The 17,158-nt window shown below is 57.6% G+C and carries 17 protein-coding genes and 1 tRNA gene; 11 read left to right on the top strand and 7 right to left on the bottom strand.

Annotated elements, in window-relative coordinates; all coding sequences use genetic code 11:
• Positions 1-72: 72 nt before the first annotated feature.
• Together cas1 and NW849_RS10825 are read right to left on the bottom strand one after the other, a co-directional pair.
• Positions 73-531, bottom strand: coding sequence for a CRISPR-associated endonuclease Cas1 (gene cas1, locus NW849_RS10830; protein ID WP_414357648.1), 459 nt, complete (start codon positions 529-531; stop codon positions 73-75).
• Positions 528-1,949, bottom strand: coding sequence for a TIGR03985 family CRISPR-associated protein (locus NW849_RS10825; protein ID WP_414357647.1), 1,422 nt, complete (start codon positions 1,947-1,949; stop codon positions 528-530). Before NW849_RS10825 ends, cas1 begins: the two co-directional genes overlap by 4 nt.
• Positions 1,950-2,114: 165 nt before the next feature.
• Here NW849_RS10825 and crn3 point away from each other — a divergent pair, with 165 nt between their 5' ends.
• Together crn3 and NW849_RS10815 are read left to right on the top strand one after the other, a co-directional pair.
• Positions 2,115-3,059: a CRISPR-associated ring nuclease Crn3/Csx3 gene (gene crn3, locus NW849_RS10820; RefSeq protein ID WP_414357646.1), complete on the top strand. Its 945-nt coding sequence runs from the start codon at positions 2,115-2,117 to the stop codon at positions 3,057-3,059.
• A gap of 103 nt (positions 3,060-3,162) precedes the next feature.
• Entirely contained in the window at positions 3,163-3,954 is a 792-nt protein-coding gene (locus NW849_RS10815; RefSeq protein ID WP_414357645.1) for an ADP-ribosylglycohydrolase family protein, read from the top strand.
• A 75-nt stretch (positions 3,955-4,029) separates the two neighbouring features.
• On the opposite strand, the gene NW849_RS10810 is transcribed toward NW849_RS10815, so the two are convergent.
• The 4 genes from NW849_RS10810 to NW849_RS10795 all read right to left on the bottom strand — a co-directional run bounded on the left by NW849_RS10810 (position 4,030) and on the right by NW849_RS10795 (position 9,666).
• Positions 4,030-4,869 (bottom strand): nitrate ABC transporter ATP-binding protein, encoded by an 840-nt coding sequence (locus tag NW849_RS10810; protein WP_414344143.1) that lies wholly within the window; start codon positions 4,867-4,869, stop codon positions 4,030-4,032.
• Between the two features lie 71 nt (positions 4,870-4,940).
• A complete protein-coding gene (locus NW849_RS10805) occupies positions 4,941-6,938 on the bottom strand; it encodes a nitrate ABC transporter ATP-binding protein (protein WP_414357644.1) in 1,998 nt (665 codons plus the stop codon).
• Positions 6,939-7,006: 68 nt separating this feature from the next.
• A complete protein-coding gene (gene ntrB, locus NW849_RS10800) occupies positions 7,007-7,834 on the bottom strand; it encodes a nitrate ABC transporter permease (protein WP_414357643.1) in 828 nt (275 codons plus the stop codon).
• Positions 7,835-8,355: 521 nt separating this feature from the next.
• Positions 8,356-9,666 carry a CmpA/NrtA family ABC transporter substrate-binding protein gene (locus tag NW849_RS10795; protein ID WP_414357642.1) on the bottom strand — a complete coding sequence of 437 codons (1,311 nt, stop codon included), beginning with the start codon at positions 9,664-9,666 and terminating at the stop codon, positions 8,356-8,358.
• Positions 9,667-9,870: 204 nt separating this feature from the next.
• Between NW849_RS10795 and NW849_RS10790 the strand changes: the two genes are divergently transcribed.
• The 8 genes from NW849_RS10790 (at position 9,871) to NW849_RS10755 (ending at position 16,202) form a co-directional block, all read left to right on the top strand.
• Complete coding sequence (locus NW849_RS10790) at positions 9,871-10,968, top strand: tocopherol cyclase family protein (RefSeq protein WP_414357641.1); 1,098 nt, start codon at positions 9,871-9,873, stop codon at positions 10,966-10,968.
• A 175-nt stretch (positions 10,969-11,143) separates the two neighbouring features.
• Positions 11,144-11,217: transfer RNA gene (locus NW849_RS10785), tRNA-Arg, on the top strand.
• Positions 11,218-11,335: 118 nt separating this feature from the next.
• A complete protein-coding gene (locus NW849_RS10780; protein WP_011432255.1) occupies positions 11,336-13,810 on the top strand; it encodes an ATP-dependent Clp protease ATP-binding subunit in 2,475 nt (824 codons plus the stop codon).
• Positions 13,811-13,937: 127 nt separating this feature from the next.
• A complete protein-coding gene (locus NW849_RS10775) occupies positions 13,938-14,573 on the top strand; it encodes an ATP-dependent Clp protease proteolytic subunit (protein ID WP_414349574.1) in 636 nt (211 codons plus the stop codon).
• A gap of 17 nt (positions 14,574-14,590) precedes the next feature.
• Positions 14,591-14,860, top strand: coding sequence for a hypothetical protein (locus NW849_RS10770; protein WP_414349572.1), 270 nt, complete (start codon positions 14,591-14,593; stop codon positions 14,858-14,860).
• 37 nt (positions 14,861-14,897) lie between these two features.
• Positions 14,898-15,233 carry a Uma2 family endonuclease gene (locus NW849_RS10765; protein WP_049749557.1) on the top strand — a complete coding sequence of 112 codons (336 nt, stop codon included), beginning with the start codon at positions 14,898-14,900 and terminating at the stop codon, positions 15,231-15,233.
• The gene (locus tag NW849_RS10760; RefSeq protein ID WP_011432257.1) at positions 15,181-15,792 is read left to right on the top strand and encodes an ATP-dependent Clp protease proteolytic subunit; all 612 of its coding nucleotides are present in this window, start codon (positions 15,181-15,183) and stop codon (positions 15,790-15,792) included. The genes NW849_RS10765 and NW849_RS10760 overlap by 53 nt, the downstream gene beginning before the upstream one ends.
• Before the next feature lie 107 nt (positions 15,793-15,899).
• Positions 15,900-16,202 carry a hypothetical protein gene (locus tag NW849_RS10755; RefSeq protein ID WP_414357640.1) on the top strand — a complete coding sequence of 101 codons (303 nt, stop codon included), beginning with the start codon at positions 15,900-15,902 and terminating at the stop codon, positions 16,200-16,202.
• Between the two features lie 4 nt (positions 16,203-16,206).
• On the opposite strand, the gene NW849_RS10750 is transcribed toward NW849_RS10755, so the two are convergent.
• Entirely contained in the window at positions 16,207-16,794 is a 588-nt protein-coding gene (locus NW849_RS10750; RefSeq protein WP_414357639.1) for a chromophore lyase CpcT/CpeT, read from the bottom strand.
• Positions 16,795-16,802: 8 nt separating this feature from the next.
• Here NW849_RS10750 and NW849_RS10745 point away from each other — a divergent pair.
• The coding region (locus tag NW849_RS10745; protein ID WP_414357638.1) for an ACT domain-containing protein at positions 16,803-17,158 on the top strand (356 nt) is incomplete at its 3' end.

The raw sequence follows: 17,158 nt of genomic DNA, 5'->3' as shown, positions 1-17,158 counted from the left end.
GTTTGGAAACAAACAGAATGCTATCGCTGCATAGTTGAACAGTGATGTTCAGCAGTGTTCAGCGTAAATGTATCAGCGATCCAACTGTTGCAGGTAGGCGGCGATAACATCAATACCCTCCTGTAAGGGGGCAATTTGGCCGCGGGTAGCCCGGTTGTGCAGTTGTAGAATTGCCCGTTGGTTGCGAATCTTGCCGCGCACAATCACCTTGGCCCACCTCAGCCCCCAGGGGGAGTAGGCCCGCTGATACTGGGCCAGACGGATCTCAGAGTTGGTGGAGAAGGATCCCTGCAGGCGACCGCGAAAACCGCCATCCGCACGCAAAAAAATGGTTTCGATGCCTCGATCCAGCAGTTGGGCCAAAGCTGCGCTGGTCAATTGGATCCCGGGCAACACCACCACCAGCTCCACCTCCGCAAGGCGGCAAAGCTGCTCTTGGCCACGCTGTCGAATGAGCAGGGCTTGGTTTTGGCAGTGAACCACAGTCCCCGGCTCGGTTAGGTAGAGGGTGGTCATGGGCAGGAAGGTCAAGAAAGCTTCAGGTCGGGGCGATAAAACTGCAGCTCTGCCTGGGCTTCCCGAGCCATCTGTTCCCGGTAGGCCGGGGGAGCGATCACCTCGCCGTTGGGCCGCCAATCCCGCAGGCGCATGGTGAAATTGGTATCTCCCACCCGTACCCAGGCCCGAAAATAGCGGTCGCTGGCCGGCCTTTGCCGGAGAATGTTCAAAATCTGTTGGCGTTCCCGCACATCCGCCACTGCCTGCTGCACCAAAGCCGGGATCCGCTCGTAGGCAATGGGCTGGAAGGTGGGATGTCGCACTGTGCTTTCCACATAGCGACGGGCAAACTCCGGGGAAAATCGAAGGATCAACAATGCCTTGGGCAGGTAAAAATCGGATCCCCAGGCTTCTTCCCATGCTGCTTGGACTTCTTCCGGGCTGGGCAGCTTCTTTTGCCGTTTGCGGATTGCCAGCTCTGCCGGGATAGAAGGATCGCCCCAGGGGATCACCGCCAAGCGCTCAGACTGGATCCGATCCAGCCGAAAATTGTGCCAGCCCAGGGATCCTTCGGGGGTGGGAAGCTGGCCAAAGGCTGCCAAATACTTGGCGCGGCGAGCATAGAACAAACAGACTGGGTAAGTGAGAACGTGTCGGATCCCATGTTGGCGGGTGGCGTAGTCAAAACCGATCACCCCTGCTTCTGGGTTGGCCCAAAGGGCTTCTAGCTGGCTTTGATATTCATCCACCCGTTCTTGCTGTTCGTCCGAGAGGATGTACTCAAACCAGACAAAAAGCCGCCGCTGCGAGTGCTGATCGCGCCAGCGGGACGGAGTCCTTTGATTTTCCCAGATTTCATCCAGCAAAACCTGGACATCTGGATGTACAAAGGCCACATCGCTGAGGATGTGATAGATCTGTTCCAGTTGATGGCCCGATAAGGTCAAAGCCGATGAAGATACGGGCAGTTGGGGACGATCCCCCGGCGCACGGCAGCGAAAATTGTCTCTCCGCCTAGAGTTGGCCTGAATTTGTTGCAGCCAACCCCGGGCAGCCAGGTAATCCAGCTCTTTGCGCAGTGTGCGATGGGTCTTGTGAAAGGGTTGAGCAGATAGCAGCGCTTCCAGATCCGGAACTTCTGCTTTTAAGGCGGCCAATAGGTTGGGATCCTTCAGCCAAAACCTCAAGGGTTTCCAGCAAATGCAGTCAACATCAGGACAGGGTGAAGGGATCCCTTGTGCCAGATCCTGCTTGGGGTGCCGTGGTGAGAGCAAGCGATCCCGGATGTGGGTGTAGCCAAAGGTTTCCGGCAGGTCTGGCCAGCGGTTTTCGCCATAGAGGCAGTGGAGCAGTAGCCACAGGCGCACGGCCCGCTCCAGGCGCTCGGCCAACTGACCGCCCGCTAACCAACGCAACACTTCCACCGTCAAAGGCAGCTCAAATCCGCTCATCCGACAGTTCCCTCGGTTCTTAGGTCAACCAGTTGATGGCACTCCAGGCCAGGGGTTTTCTTGGAGCAAGGCGCAAGTGAGAGCCTGACCACTCTGACATGAGTTGGAACCTTCCACTTCCAATCTCTTCCATACTGAAGTCAACCTGTCTCGTCAAATCTGCCCATGGCTGCTGTGGCACTGCATTTGCTTTCCGGCTGTCTGGCCGCTCGCGCCAGCGGGACGGAGTCCTTTCGCGCCAGCGGGACGGAGTCCTTGGACCCTCGAAGATCCCATTCTTCGGAACTGTCTTTTCAGGTCATCGAAATTGAGCTGACCCGACCGGATCGCCTGGTTTTTCCAGAGGATTTGGCTCAGCTTCAGCTGCCTGCCGGGATCAATGCCCAGCTGGGGGTGGTTCTGACGGGGCGGGCCCCCATTTGGCTGTATGGCTGGCTGGTGCATGAGTGCCACTTCACCCGTTGGGTGGCCTGTTATGACCCACGCTTGGGCGCGGTGGTGGTCTCCAGCCATACCCCCGAAGTGCGGGTGGGCCAGGTCATCCCCTGGGTGCAGGGAAGGCCGGGTTCAGAATTGGCAGCGGCGGTGATGGTGGTGGGCCCCCCCGACAGTGGCAAAAGCCGTCTTGCCCGCGCCCTCTTCGAAGCTCTGCTGCCGGAGCATCCCGATATTTATCTGCAACGGGCCCATTGGGATGGGGAAGGCAATTGGACTTTAGACTTGCCACCAGAAGAGGCGAAGATCCTCAAGCACCAGTACCGGGGCTCTTTTACCCCCGAATTTTTCAGCTTCCATGCCCAGGCCATTCTGGCTTTGCGCCGGCAAAAGAGTTTGGTGATTGTGGATGTGGGCGGCAAGGTGGATCCGCAAAAGCAGCCGATCCTGGAAGCCTGCTCCCACTACCTGGTGGTCAGCCGGGATCCCGAGGCTATCCCTCTCTGGCACGAGTTTTGTCGAGACCGGGGCAATTTGCGCTGTGTGGCCATCCTGCACACCTCGTCCGGCCCTCCTCAAGTGCTCAAAGACTCACCTGAGTTGGAAATTCGCTGGGATCCCAACTCTCCTCCCCCCGCGGAGCTGCTTCGGGCGGTGCGCCGCTTGATTGCCTAGGGGTGCGGATTCAGAATTGGATGGACGGGCGAGCCTTTTCGGAAACGGCGAGATTGAGAACCGGGAGATTGAGAACTGGGAAAAGAAAAAGGAGAGGGTACTGATGCTGGGAGCCATTGCCGGGGATGTTATCGGCTCTGTCCATGAGCACTCGGGCACCAAAACGAAGAACTTTCCGCTGTTCGTCGAGGCCAGCCAATTTACCGATGACACGGTTCTGACGGTCGCTGTGGCCGAGCGGCTGCTGCGGGGCGGTAGCTACGTCGATTGGTACCATGAGTACTTCCACGCCTACCCAGAGGCTGGGTACGGGAGCAGCTTCATCCACTGGGCCGAGCATCGCTGCCGTGAGCCGTACTACAGTTGGGGCAACGGAGCCGCCATGCGGGTTAGCCCCATTGGCATCGCCTGCAACACGCTGGAAGAAGTGCTGGCCCAGGCGCGGGCCAGTGCCGAGGTAACCCACAACCACCCGGAGGGCATCCGCGGCGCTCAGGCTACGGCAGCCGCCGTGTTTCTCGCCCGGTCAGGGTACACCAAGGCCGACATCAAGACGTACATCGAGCAAGAGTTCGGATACTGCCTATCCGAGCGGCTGGACGATATCCGGGAGCACTACTGCTTCGATGTCTCCTGTCAGGGCTCGGTGCCCCAGTCGATCATCGCGTTCCTAGAGGCAGACGGTTTTGAAGACGCGGTGCGCAACGCCATCTCCCTTGGTGGAGACGCAGACACCATGGCCTGCATTGCCGGGGGCATTGCGGAGGCGTTTTTCGGCGGCGTGCCGGACGAGATCGCATCCCAGACGCTGGCCGTTTTGGACGAGCGGTTGCACGGCGTTGTGTGCGAGTTCCAAGAGAGGTTTGCGGATCGCCTGACCAGGGGCTGCACCTGATGGCCAAGGTGTGTGGTTTTTGGGTTTTGGGTTGCCTTGTCGCCCTCTCGCTCCGTCAACTGCTCCAGGTTGGATTTACCGGTAAGCCGCCTCTGGGTTGGCTTCATGGCCGTAGAGATAGCTGAGAACCGAGTTGCGCAGGCGGTAGTACTGCGGATCTTCAAGAATCCGCTCGCGATCCCGGGGGCGCGGGAAGGGGATGGTCACGATCTGCCCGATGGTGGCTGCAGGGCCATTGGTCATCAGCACCAGGCGGTCGGCCAAAAACAGCGCCTCATCAATGTCGTGGGTAATCATCAAAACCGTGCAGCGATGTTCATCCCAAATGCGCAACAGCTCCTCTTGAAGCTCCTCTTTGGTAATGGCATCCAAGGCCCCGAAGGGTTCATCCAAAATCAGCACTTCTGGACGGATGGCCAACGCACGAGCAATGGCTACCCGCTGTTTCATCCCTCCCGAAATTTGCGAGGGATATTTCTGAGCGGCTTCCCCCAGCCCCACCAAATCCAAATGTTCTTCCACAATTCGATGCTTTTCCGACTGGCTCTTTTGGGGAAATACCGACCGAACGGCCAAATAAACATTTTCATAAACCGTGAGCCAAGGCAACAGGGCATACCCTTGAAACACTACCATGCGCTCCGGGCCAGGAGCTGTAATCGGCTGCCCTTTCAGCTTCACCGAGCCACTGGTGGGCTGGGCAAATCCGGAAACCATATTCAGCAGGGTGGTTTTGCCACAGCCGGAATGCCCAACCAAGCAGACAAACTCTCCCTCGTTCACACTGAGGTTGATATCTCGCAAGACGGGATAATCCCCCTTGGGAGTTGAGTAGGTCTTGCTGACATTCTCAAGGCTTAGGTAGGGTTCTGCGGCTACGTTCGCTGGGGTAGAGGTTGTCAAGAGGGCAGTCATCGTAGGGTGCTCCAACTCATGATTTTCTCACAACGGGGAATGTGCTTTTGCAAGGGTGCCCAAGTGGGTATCTAGAGCAACACAGGACGACGATCCAAAGCAACCTCGGCTACATAAATATCGTGCTTAATCGCCAAACTGTTGAGGTAGGCCAGGGGATCCTCACCATTAAAGGGGATCCCATCGAACAACTGAATGGGCTGCCGCTGGTAAGACACATCCAGCCCCAGCTCGCGGGCTGCCGTACTGAATACCCCCACCTGACACACCCGCTCTACAATCTCCACCCAGTTGCGAGGGAAGGGCAGATCCCCCCAGCGGGCCATTTGGGTCATCATCCACAGATGCTCGGTGCGGCTGGGACGGTTGCCGGCTCCCAGAAAGAAGCGGTGGTGGGCATATTCCCGCATCGGCCTGTCCAAGTCACAGATCAGACGCTGGGGATCCCCCAGATGAATGTAGGATGGGTCGGTGCTCAGGTAGGCGCGGCGGCTGAGCAGCTCGCGAATCTCGTCGTGATGGGCCGGGTCTTCACAGTAGCGGCAGGCTTCCAACAGCGCTTTGACCAAGGCAATGTGGGTGTTGGGGTAGGCTCTGGCCCAATCTTCTCGCACCCCCAACACTTTGCCGGGATGGCCCAGCCAAATCTCCAGATCTGTAGCCACCGTAAAGCCACTGCCCTCTAAGGCTGCCCGCAAATTCCAGGGCTCTCCCACACAGTACCCATCGATGTTGCCGGCTGTTAGGTTGGCCACCATCTGAGCCGGGGGCAGCGTTTTCAGCACCACGTCATGATCCGGGTGGATCCCACCGGCTGCCAGCCAGTAGCGCAACAGCAAATTGTGCATAGAGCTGGGATGCACCACCCCAAAGGTAAGCCGACGGCTGGGACTATCCAGAATGTAAGCCTTCAACTGGCTGAGGGTGTGGATCCCTTGCTCATAGAACCGCTTATGCAAGGTGATGGCATTGCCGTTGCGGGTCAAGGTGAGGGCCGTAACCACCGGCTGAGGCGGGTTATCCCCTCCGCCCAAAGACATCCACACCGGCATACCGGCGGGCATTTGGGCCGCATCCAGATAACCTCCCTGAATGCCGTCTTGGATCCCTCGCCAACTGGTTTCCCGCACCAAATTCACTTCTTCCAAGCCGTGTTTGGCAAAGAACCCTTTTTCTTTAGCTACAGCCAACGGAGCGCAGGCAGTGAGGGGCACAAAGCCGATCTCCAAGTTGATCTTTTCCAAGCCATGCCTGGCCACCACAGTGCTGCGGCGAGCACGCCATTGCTTGATGCGTTTTTGTTGGTTCAAAAAGTAGATGATCTCGCTGCGGTAGCTGTAGTAGCTGGGATGGTTGACCACCTCCAGCCGACGGCGGGGCCGAGGAATGTCAATGGTTAAAATGTTCCCAATTCGGGATCCCGGCCCGTTGGTGAGCATAACCACACGATCTGACAGAAGAACCGCTTCGTCCACATCGTGGGTGACCATGAGGGTGGTCATCTGATGTTCTTCGCAGATGCGCATCAACTGCTCTTGTAAGTTCCCGCGCGTGAGCGCATCCAAAGCGCCAAATGGCTCATCCAACAACAACACTTTGGGCCGCAAAGCCAGGGCACGGGCAATGGCCACCCGCTGCTTCATACCCCCGGACAATTGGGCTGGGGGCTTATCTGCGGCATGGCGCAAACCCACCAGATCGATGTGCTCTTCCACAATCTGCTGACGCTCCGCCGGAGAATGGTTTTTAAGAACGGCATTCACCGCCAGCGCAATGTTTTGCCGAACCGTTAGCCAAGGCAAAAGCGAGTAATGCTGAAACACCACCATGCGATCGGGGCCGGGAGCCGTAATGGTATGTCCATCCAAAGCTACGATCCCCCCTGTCGGCAAAGACAGACCCGCCACCATGTTTAACAGGGTGGATTTGCCACAGCCGGAGTGGCCGATTAAGGAGACAAACTCCCCTCGATGGATTTGCAGATCGATCCCTTTCAGAGCAAGGTATTCCTGCCCTCCGGGCAGAGCAAAAGATTTTTCCACCTGCTCCACACTGACCAATACAGACACAGAAAACCTCCCAACCTATCACCCGTCTAGCCTCAAACCAACCACATACTGACAACACATCCAACACATCATTGGTTGGCTATCTTGTTTTGCAAAACAGACATCAGGCGATCCAAAAGCAATCCCACCGCTCCGATGTAGATGACGGCAACGATGATCTCCGTAACGTAGTTCTGCTGGTAGGCATCCCAGATGAAAAAGCCGATCCCCGGCACACCCGACATCACAATCTCTGCGGCAATAATGGCCAGCCAAGACAGGCCGATGCCGATGCGCAGACCTGTGAACATGTAGGGCAGGGCTGAGGGCAGCAACACCTTAAAAAAGAAGTCCACTTTGGAGAGCTTGAGCACTTTGGAGACGTTGATGTAGTCTTCCGGGATCTGTCTCACCCCCACAGCCGTGTTGATGAGAATGGGCCAAATTGAGGTAATAAAAATAACGAACAGGGCAGCCGGCTCATTGCGTTGCAAAGCAGCCAAAGATATGGGCACCCAAGCCAAGGGAGCTACCATGCGCAAAAATTGGAAAATGGGATCCAAAGCTCGGTTGATCCACACACTGCTTCCCACCAAAATGCCCAACGTGATGCCCACCAAAGCGGCACTGCAATAGCCGATGGCCACCCTTTGTAGGCTGGCCAAGGTTTGGCGCAGCAGCCCTTGGTCGAGGTCGCTGTTGCGATACAAAGGATGCAGGATCAGATATCGGCTGCGCTCGTCCATCCACACATCCCAAGGCCCCGGCAGCCGAATAAGGTTGGCACTGGCCAAGAGCTGCCAGATGAGCAGGAATCCAACAATACCCACCACAGGGGGGAGAATCTGATCTCGGTACTTCGCCAAATCGAACTTCGCCGTTGCAGATTTTGCCGGAGAAGAAAGTGTTGTCGTCATAGCTCCTGGAGAGGATAGGGTTTTACAAGGTTCTCTGTTGTCGCGCTCTCAGAACATTCCAGCCGCAGGGTTCTACAACGTGTTGGAAACAGAGCATGAACTGGGATTGGCCTTGCCTTTTCTTTGGATGGGCAAACACAGGGATTGCAAACTCAACAAAACTCTCACGACAATCAGAAAACTCAGGATTCCTACGGCTATTGAAAGGATGAGCTTGTCCCAGCGAGGCCGGGCCGGCCTCTCAAAAGGAGGATCCCTGAAGAGTTCGCGCGGAACGTGAAGTAGAGCCAACATAGCCGATCCTCAACATGGCATTTAAAGTTATTCAAAAAGTGCGAGGCTCATAGCATCCATCAACTTTCCATCGTTTGGGCAGAAAGCTCGGCACCGCTTTTTTCGACCTCGTGGGATCCCACAGGTAGGCAGGATCCCTGTCGCGCGAGAGATTCGAACAAGGAAACGGTAAGCCATGGACTTCCTGCGAAAGAAGGTGAGGAACTTGGCCCAATCAAGCTATTCAGCTAGACCCTTTTGATTTTCAGGCTGTTCAGGTAAGCCTGCGGATCCTGTGGGTCAAACACCACACCGTCAAAGAAACGCTCTGTTCCCCGCGAGGTGTTGTTGGGGATGTTCTTCACCCCCAGTGCCTGGGCGGCCTCACGCCAGAGATCTTCACGGTTCACTTCATCCACCAGACGACGGGCAGTATCCAGATCGGGAAGGAAGCGAGCGTGGAAGCCCCAACGCAAGGATTCCGTCAGGAACCAAAGGTCATGGCTCTTATAGGGGTAAGAGACGCTGCCCCGGCCATCTTCCCAGTACAAGGGCCCGGCATTGAAATCTTGAACAGCTGGCTTGCCGTCTCCCAATTCGTAGTTGCCTTGAAAGGGAGGGGTGAGAACTTCAACCGGCACATTCAGGTAGGCACGCCCTGAGAGAATACGTGTCAGTTCTTCTCGGTTGGCCGGATCGTCGCACCATTGCTGCGCTTCCATCACCGCCATCAAAGTGGCTTGTGTGGCCCTGGGGTTTTGCTCTACCCAATCGGCGCGAATGGCCAAGTATTCTTCGGGGTGAAAGGGCCAAATCTGTTGGGTAAGGGCCGCCATAAACCCGATCCCATCTGCCACAATTCGGTAGGGCCAGGGATCCCCGGTGCTAAAAGCATCCATGGTGCCATTGCGCATTCCCTGCACCGTTTCGGCAGAGGGAACCGCCAACAGGTCGATGTCTTGATCCGGATCTACCCCCCCAGCAGCAAACCAGTAACGGATCCAAAAATCTTGATTGACGTTGGGGAAGGTATGAGCGGCCTTGAATTTGCGTCCGTTGCTGGCGCTGAAATTTTTGATGTAATCCGCGGCTCCCGAGATATCCAGCCCCAAACCCTTGCCAGCATGCATTCCGGCAATGGCAATCCCGTTGCCTTGGGTGATCAACTGACACAGAACTGCCATGCGCACCGGCTGATTGTTGGTGATGGCGCCAATGTGGATCATGTGAGGCATCGGCATCTGCCACTGGCCACCGTCGATTCCCCCACCCGCTGAGCCGATGACCACATTGTCACGGGCTGCCGGCCAACTGGCCTGCTTCAACACCTCTACACCGGTCATGCCATGCTTGTCGAAAAAGCCCTTTTCCTTGGCGATGATCAGGGGGGCAGACTCCACAATCGGTATAAAGCCTAACCTGAGATTGGGGGTTTCTGGGCCGCTGGCCTGGGCAACCCAGTAGCCTGTGCTGGCCCGTGCTAAGCTGCCACTCACGAGTCCACCCACGGTGGCCGCACCCGCAGACAGCAAAAAGTTACGACGTGACGTCATGCTCACCTCATCGAAAGGATATGTGAAGGCAAGATGGAAGCTTTCCAGTTCAAGTCGCCTGACCCATGGATTTCCTTCGTGAAATCTCAAGAAATCCTTAAATCTCAGCTTGGTTGATATCCTAAGGGCAAATAAATATAGAAACAATACAATTATTATTTTGGTAAGCATAGACTTCCGTTTATCATTGTTGCGATGGCTTAGGTCTCAATGGCGTTTCCTCCAACGGCGGCTTGCTCTGGGCAAAACAACTCAACAGATTGGGGATCCCTGCCCCATGCCGGCTACCACTGGGATGGCTGCACAGAGCGGTTTTTTGAGGGTTGGTATAGCCGGGTAACGTTGCCCGGGGATCCGCCCATTAGCTTTGCCTTCATGTACGCCATCAATCCCAAGCGTGGGGGCATGGCTCAGGTGTTGGGGCCGGAGGAGGAGTTGCATTGGCGCACCTTCCCCAATCCCCGCCGCTTTTGGGCCAGCTCAACCCATCTGGCCTTGGGGCACTCAGGGATCCCAGGCCCCGGCTGTCGCGGCCTTCAGGATCCCTTCACCTTCTTCCAGCGCACCGCCAGTGGCTACCAATACACCGCCCACCTCAATCAGGGGATTTTGCCGGATCCCTTGGGCTCTGAGCCTATTCGCTGGCTCTACCGCATTCAACCTCGTTTTGCCTATGGGATCCCACCCCGAGCCACCATGGGAGCCTGGTCTTATCTGCCCATCTTTGAGCCGGGCTGGCAGATCCTCATGAGCCATGGCTTGGCCACCGGCTGGGTGGAGTGGAGAGGCAGGCGCTATGCATTTCAGCAGGCTCCCGCCTACGCCGAAAAAAATTGGGGCCAAAGCTTTCCTCGCCGCTGGTTTTGGATCCAGTGCAACGCCTTTCCCCAGCATCCCGGCCTTAGCCTCACCTGTGCCGGAGCTGAGCGGCAGGTGCTCACCCGCCCCGAAGAAGTGGCCCTGATCAGCCTGCATGGATGGGGATCCCAGCCCTTTTTGGAATGGCGACCCGGATCCGCTCGGCTGACCTGGCAAGTGGATCCCTGGGGATCTTGGCGAATCCGGGGAGAGAGCGCCCTCTGGTGTATTCGGCTGGAAGGGCACACGGGACGGCCTGGCCAAACTGTATTCACTCCTGGCCCAGAAGGGATGCAGCGCAACTGTCGGGATACCCTGGCAGGACATCTGCACCTGCAGCTTTGGCAGCGCAACGGCCAAGTCTGGACGCCGGTGATCAAGGCCACCAGCCCCCAAGCCGGCCTGGAAGTGGGGGGAGAAGTCCGGCAACCTTGGCAAGGGCAATGTTAACGCTGGCGGATATCTACACCCCCGTTGGACTTTCCAAAAAACGCTCTTGTGCTAGAATGCCTAAGCCACATTGATAGATGTCCATCTCTGTCTCTGGATAGTACTGGATAGTATCTGAGTAACTATGGACAGATAGTATGGACAGACAGTCAACCGTGGTTGGCCCGCCCCTTTTGCGCCTGTAGCTCAGTGGACTAGAGCACGTGGCTACGGACCACGGTGTCGGGAGTTCAAATCTCTCCAGGCGCGTTTTGGCCCCAGACAGCTTCCGTCTGGGGTATTTACCGTCCCTTGGTTTCGCCAGAACTTGTGCTAGGATTACCCCTATCAAGTCCGCCTTGATGCAGGCGTAGGGAGCCCGAGGATCATGTTTGAACGCTTTACAGAAAAAGCCATCAAGGTGATCATGCTGGCCCAAGAAGAAGCCAGACGGTTAGGTCACAATTTCGTTGGCACCGAGCAAATTTTGTTGGGGTTAATCGGCGAGGGCACTGGGGTCGCCGCCAAAGTTCTCAAGTCCATGGGAGTGAACTTGAAGGACGCCCGCATTGAAGTCGAGAAAATTATCGGTCGGGGATCCGGTTTTGTGGCCGTCGAGATCCCTTTCACTCCCCGCGCCAAGCGAGTGCTGGAACTCTCCCTAGAAGAGGCCCGCCAGCTCGGCCACAACTACATTGGCACTGAGCACCTGCTCCTGGGCCTGATCCGAGAAGGGGAGGGAGTAGCGGCCCGCGTCTTGGAAAACCTGGGGGTGGATCTGTCCAAGGTGCGCACCCAGGTGATCCGCATGTTGGGCGAGACTGCCGAAGTGACGGCAGGGGGGGGATCCTCCAGTCGCACCAAAACGCCCACCCTGGACGAATTCGGCTCCAACCTAACTCAACTGGCCCAGGAGGGCAAGCTGGATCCGGTGGTCGGTCGGACGCGGGAGATCGAGCGGGTGATCCAGATCTTGGGCCGCCGCACCAAGAACAACCCCGTCCTCATTGGCGAGCCGGGGGTGGGCAAAACTGCCATTGCCGAAGGCTTGGCCCAGCGCATTGTGCAGGGGGATGTGCCGGATATTTTGGCCGACAAGCGGGTGATCAGCCTGGATATTGGTTTGCTGGTGGCCGGCACCAAGTACCGCGGCGAGTTTGAAGAGCGCCTCAAGAAAATCATGGATGAGATCCGCAATGCCGGCAACATCATCCTGGTCATCGACGAGGTGCATACCCTGATCGGGGCCGGGGCTGCGGAAGGGGCGATTGATGCCGCCAACATCCTCAAGCCTGCTTTGGCCCGCGGCGAGCTGCAGTGCATCGGCGCCACCACCCTGGATGAGTACCGCAAGCACATCGAGCGGGATGCTGCTCTGGAGCGCCGCTTCCAGCCCATTATGGTGGGCGAGCCGACGGTCTCCGAGACCATCGAGATCCTGTTTGGCTTGCGGGAGCGCTACGAGCAGCACCACAAGCTGAAGATCTCCGATGCCGCCTTGGATGCGGCAGCCAAGCTGGCCGACCAGTACATCTCCGACCGGTTCTTGCCAGATAAGGCCATCGATTTGATCGACGAGGCTGCTTCGCGGGTGCGCCTGATCAACTCTCAACTGCCCCCGGCGGCCCGGGAGCTGGATCAAGAGTTGCGGCGAGTGCTCAAGGAGAAAGACGCTGCGGTGCGGGCCCAGAACTTCGACAAGGCTGGTGAGCTGCGGGATCGGGAGATGGAGATCAAGCAGCAGATCCGCGCCATTGCCGCTGCCAAAAAAGCCGAGGAGAGCAGCCGCAGCGAAATGCCTGAGGTAACCGAAGAGGACGTGGCCCAAGTGGTCAGCGCCTGGACGGGGGTGCCGGTGGCCAAGCTGACGGAAAGCGAGTCGGTGAAGTTGCTGAACATGGAAGAAACCCTGCACCAGCGCATCATCGGCCAAGACGAAGCGGTGCGGGCCATCTCCCGGGCCATCCGCCGCGCTCGGGTGGGGCTGAAAAATCCCAACCGCCCCATCGCCAGCTTCATCTTCTCCGGCCCAACAGGGGTGGGCAAAACCGAGCTGACCAAGGCTTTGGCAGCCTACTTCTTCGGCTCCGAGTCGGCCATGATCCGCCTCGACATGTCGGAATACATGGAGCGGCACACGGTCAGCAAGCTGATCGGATCCCCGCCGGGCTATGTGGGCTACAACGAGGGGGGTCAGCTTACAGAAGCGGTGCGGCGTCGCCCCTACACGGTGGTGCTTTTCGATGAGATCGAGAAGGCGCACCCGGATGTGTTTAACCTATTGCTGCAAATCCTGGAGGATGGCCGCCTGACCGATGCCAAAGGCCGCACGGTGGACTTCAAGAACACCCTGATCGTGATGACCTCTAACATCGGCTCGAAGGTCATCGAGAAGGGCGGCGGCAGCCTCGGCTTCGAGTTCAACACCAACGACGAGGATGCCAACTACAACCGCATCCGCAACCTGGTGAATGAGGAGCTGAAGCAGTACTTCCGTCCGGAGTTCCTCAACCGCGTGGACGAGATCATCGTCTTCCGGCAACTGACCAAGGATGAGGTGAAGCAGATTGCCGACATCCTGCTCAAGGAAGTGTTTGACCGCATGACGGAGAAGAAAATCCGCCTTACGGTCAGCGACCGCTTCAAAGACTTGGTGGTGGAGGAGGGGTATAACCCCAGCTACGGGGCACGCCCGCTGCGCCGCGCCATCCAACGCCTGCTGGAAGACATCCTGGCGGAAGAGATCCTGACTGGGCATGTCCGGGAGGGATCGGAGGTGCTCATCGATGTGGATGAGGAGCGCAAGCCCAAGGTGCTGGTCACGGAGCCGGAGCGGGTTCTCTTGCCTCAAGGGGCGGAGTAAAGCTGGCTTTGAGAGGTCCTCAGACTGCAAGGGATCCGTTGGGATGCTGCGGATCCCTTGTGGTCCTCAAGTGTTGTTTTTCTGGTGTTTTTCAGTTGAACAGACCCAGGCGTAGGAGATCTCTGGCATGGTGCAATCGACCTACTACTACTATGGCGGCGCTCCGGTTCGTACCCCGCCTCCGGATTTGGCTTCGCTGCTGTTGCAGGAGCGCATTGTCTACCTGGGCTTGCCCCTTGCGGAAGAGTCGAATGCCAACGTCACCAAGCTGATCATCGAGCAACTGCTGTATTTGCAGTACGAGGATCGGGAAAAGCCGATCAAGATGTACATCAACTCGACGGGCACCTATAACTACGACACAGCGGCCTTTGCCATTCTGGACACCATGAACTACATCAAGCCGCCTGTGCATACTATCTGCATCGGCAATGCCATTGGGATGGCGGCCATGTTATTGGCAGCAGGAGCCAAAGGATTTCGGGCCAGTCTGCCCAATGCCACGATCGTGCTCCACCAGCCCTATGGGGGCACCCGTGGACAGGCCAGCGACATCGAAATTCGCACCCGCGAGATTCTGACTTTGCGCAACATGATGCTGGAGCAACTGTCCCGCAGCACGGGCCAGCCTATGGAGCGCATCAAGAAGGACACGGAGCGGCTATTTTTCATGACACCAGAGGAAGCCAAAGCCTACGGCCTCATCGATCAGGTGCTGACCAGTTCCAAAGGCGTGCCGAAGTTGGCAACAGCCAAAAACTGAAGCAGAGGGATCCGTCGATGGTTCAAGTTCCCGTACAGCCTTTGACGGTGGGGGAGTACCTACGCCTCACGGACGGGCTTTATGAAGGACGGGTTGAACCTGAAGACGGGTCCATTCGGGAAGCCGAGGAGCGTATGAACACCCTCATTGAGCTGTTTCTGGTTGCGGAATTGCCCAAGTTTTTGCCCATCCAACGCCTGAGCTTGGGCCAAGTTGAGGTCGAAGTGCCCGCAGCCAAGGCTCGGTTGCGCAATCCAGAGGTGATGGCTTTGCATCCCGCTATGTGAGCTTGCTGGGAAACGGTTGCGGAATCCTTGCCTGCACATGCCCCTGCCGCTGTTGGTGGTGGAAGTCGTTTCCCCCGGAGTAGACAATGAAAAACACGATTATCAAGACAAGCGCAAAGATTACGCTGCCCGTGGGATCCCAGTGGATCCAGCCAAGCAGTCCGTTTCCGCGGTGCGCTGGGTTGGCGGAGAATACGAAGGCGAGGTCAAAACTGGATCTGGACGCATTGTTTCCTCGGTTTTGCCCCAGCTGGATTTGAGCGCGGAAGATATCTTACAAGCGCGTCGTTCTGTGTTTCATACTTTGCCAGGAGAAACTTATGCCGATTGGAGTGCCTCGGGTTCCCTACCGTTTGCCCGGCGAGCCCTATAGCCAGTGGATTAGCCTTGACGATCGCCTGTACCAAGAGCGGATTTTGTTTATCGGCGAGCCCATTGACGATAGCTTGGCCAATACCATCGTGGGGGTGATGCTTTACCTCAACTCGCAGGATCCGCAAAAGGACATTGTGATGTACATCAATTCTCCCGGTGGCTCTGTGACGGCGGGCATGGCCATCTACGACACCATGAACCACATCAAGCCAGATATCGTTACGGTTTGCGTGGGCCAAGCAGCTTCAATGGGAGCCTTTTTGTTGGCTGCTGGCACCAAGGGCAAGCGGTTTGCCCTGCCCCACTCCCGCATCATGCTGCACCAGCCTTCGCTGGGCACGATCCAAGGCCAAGCCAGCGACATTGAAATTCGCGCCCGCGAAACTCTGCGAGTCAAACGACGCATGAACGAGATCTTGGCGCAAACCACCGGCCAGCCGCTGGAGAAAATCGAGCGGGATGTGGAGCGAGACTTTTACCTCTCGGCCACAGAAGCTCAGGCATACGGCATAGTAGACCGGGTGATCCAGGAGCGCTCGGAAGCCATGGCCAGCTAAAGGGATCCCCCCCTTTTCCCCAGCAACAGGTCGAGGGGTTGGGAAAGGTTGGGAGGGATCCCTTCAAGGGGTGGAGTTCAGTGGACAACGCTAGGAGAACCGGTCGGATGGGCCAACGGCTCTGGAGTGCAGGACTGGGCTGCTGCGCGGGTCTGCTGCTGCTTTGGCCGGAAGCTTGGGCACTGCCCCCTGCCGATGAGATCCCGGAAGAGGTGTTGCGGGCCCAGCCCGACTTGCGGGCTCGCTCTCCGGTCGATAATCAGCCCCTCGCCGCCGCCGAGGCTCTGGAACTCCAGGAAGCCTTGGCAGCTCGGCCCGAAACCGGATCCGTCTCCCCCGAGGTGGAACGGCTGATCTTTTTGCTCAGGCTGCGCAAAGGGTTTCGAGATCTGTTTCCCTTCCTGTTTTGAAGGTTCAGACCTGAAGAGGAGCCGGTGGGATCCCTTTTTGGTAGCGGTAGGGGCCGGCGCGGGATCCCCAGGTTTGTTGGCCGGTGGTGGCGTCAAAGCCGCGATCCCAGGTGATGAATTCCTCGGCTGTGAGGTCAAATTCGATGTGGATGTAGGTGCTATCGCCGGGGTTGAGACGACATTCTCCAGCCGGCAGCATTTCCCCGTGGTAGCAGTCTGGGCGCTTTTCCACCACAATGCGACAGCCGGGCAAATGCTCAAGGTCGGCCAAGGAGAGCTGTGCCAAGCGCTGCGGATTCTGAGAGGCACCTGCCCAAGCTGCTTGGTTCCGCAATTTGTAGTTCTCGATCCGCAAGGGATCCGCCAATACCTGGAGCACCCGGCTGCGATAAAACCGGCCCGGCGTGTGTTGGTTGAATTGTTCGGTAAAAAAGCCGATCCCTTGGGAAAACAGGTGGGGCAGACGCACGTACCAAAGGCTGACCGGCACAAACCACACCGGCTCCGCCATTGCCTGGGCGCGGTTGCTGTAGTAGCCCTCCAGCCAATCGGCCAAGGTGTGCAGGTCGGAATCGGATTTTTCGTCTACCATAAGGGACTATGACAAAACTCACCCCCAGCTCCAGCTATAGCATTGCCCTGCGCATTCGCCTGCTCAACCAGCCGGGAGCCCTAGCCCGTGTGACCCAAGCCATTGCCGAGGTGGGAGGCAGCCTCAGCCAGATCGACCTCATCCACCAATCCCCTGCGGAGACGGTACGGGAGATCGCGGTGGATGCCGTCAGCAGCGAGCATGCCCAGCAAATTCGCGCCGCCGTGGCTGCCCTACCCAATGTGAAAGTGGAGCGGGTGGTAGATCGCACCTTTGAGCTGCATCGAGGGGGAAAACTGCAAGTGGTGGCCAAAAGCCCCCTGGAGAGCGCCGCCGATCTGGCCATGGCCTACACGCCGGGGGT

Origin of the sequence: Synechococcus sp. R55.3 (genome assembly GCF_047461975.1) — a bacterium.
Classification (GTDB): Bacteria; Cyanobacteriota; Cyanobacteriia; order Thermostichales; family Thermostichaceae; genus Thermostichus.
Note: the sequence above shows the minus strand (reverse complement) of the source record. Positions and strands in the feature narration are given on the sequence as shown.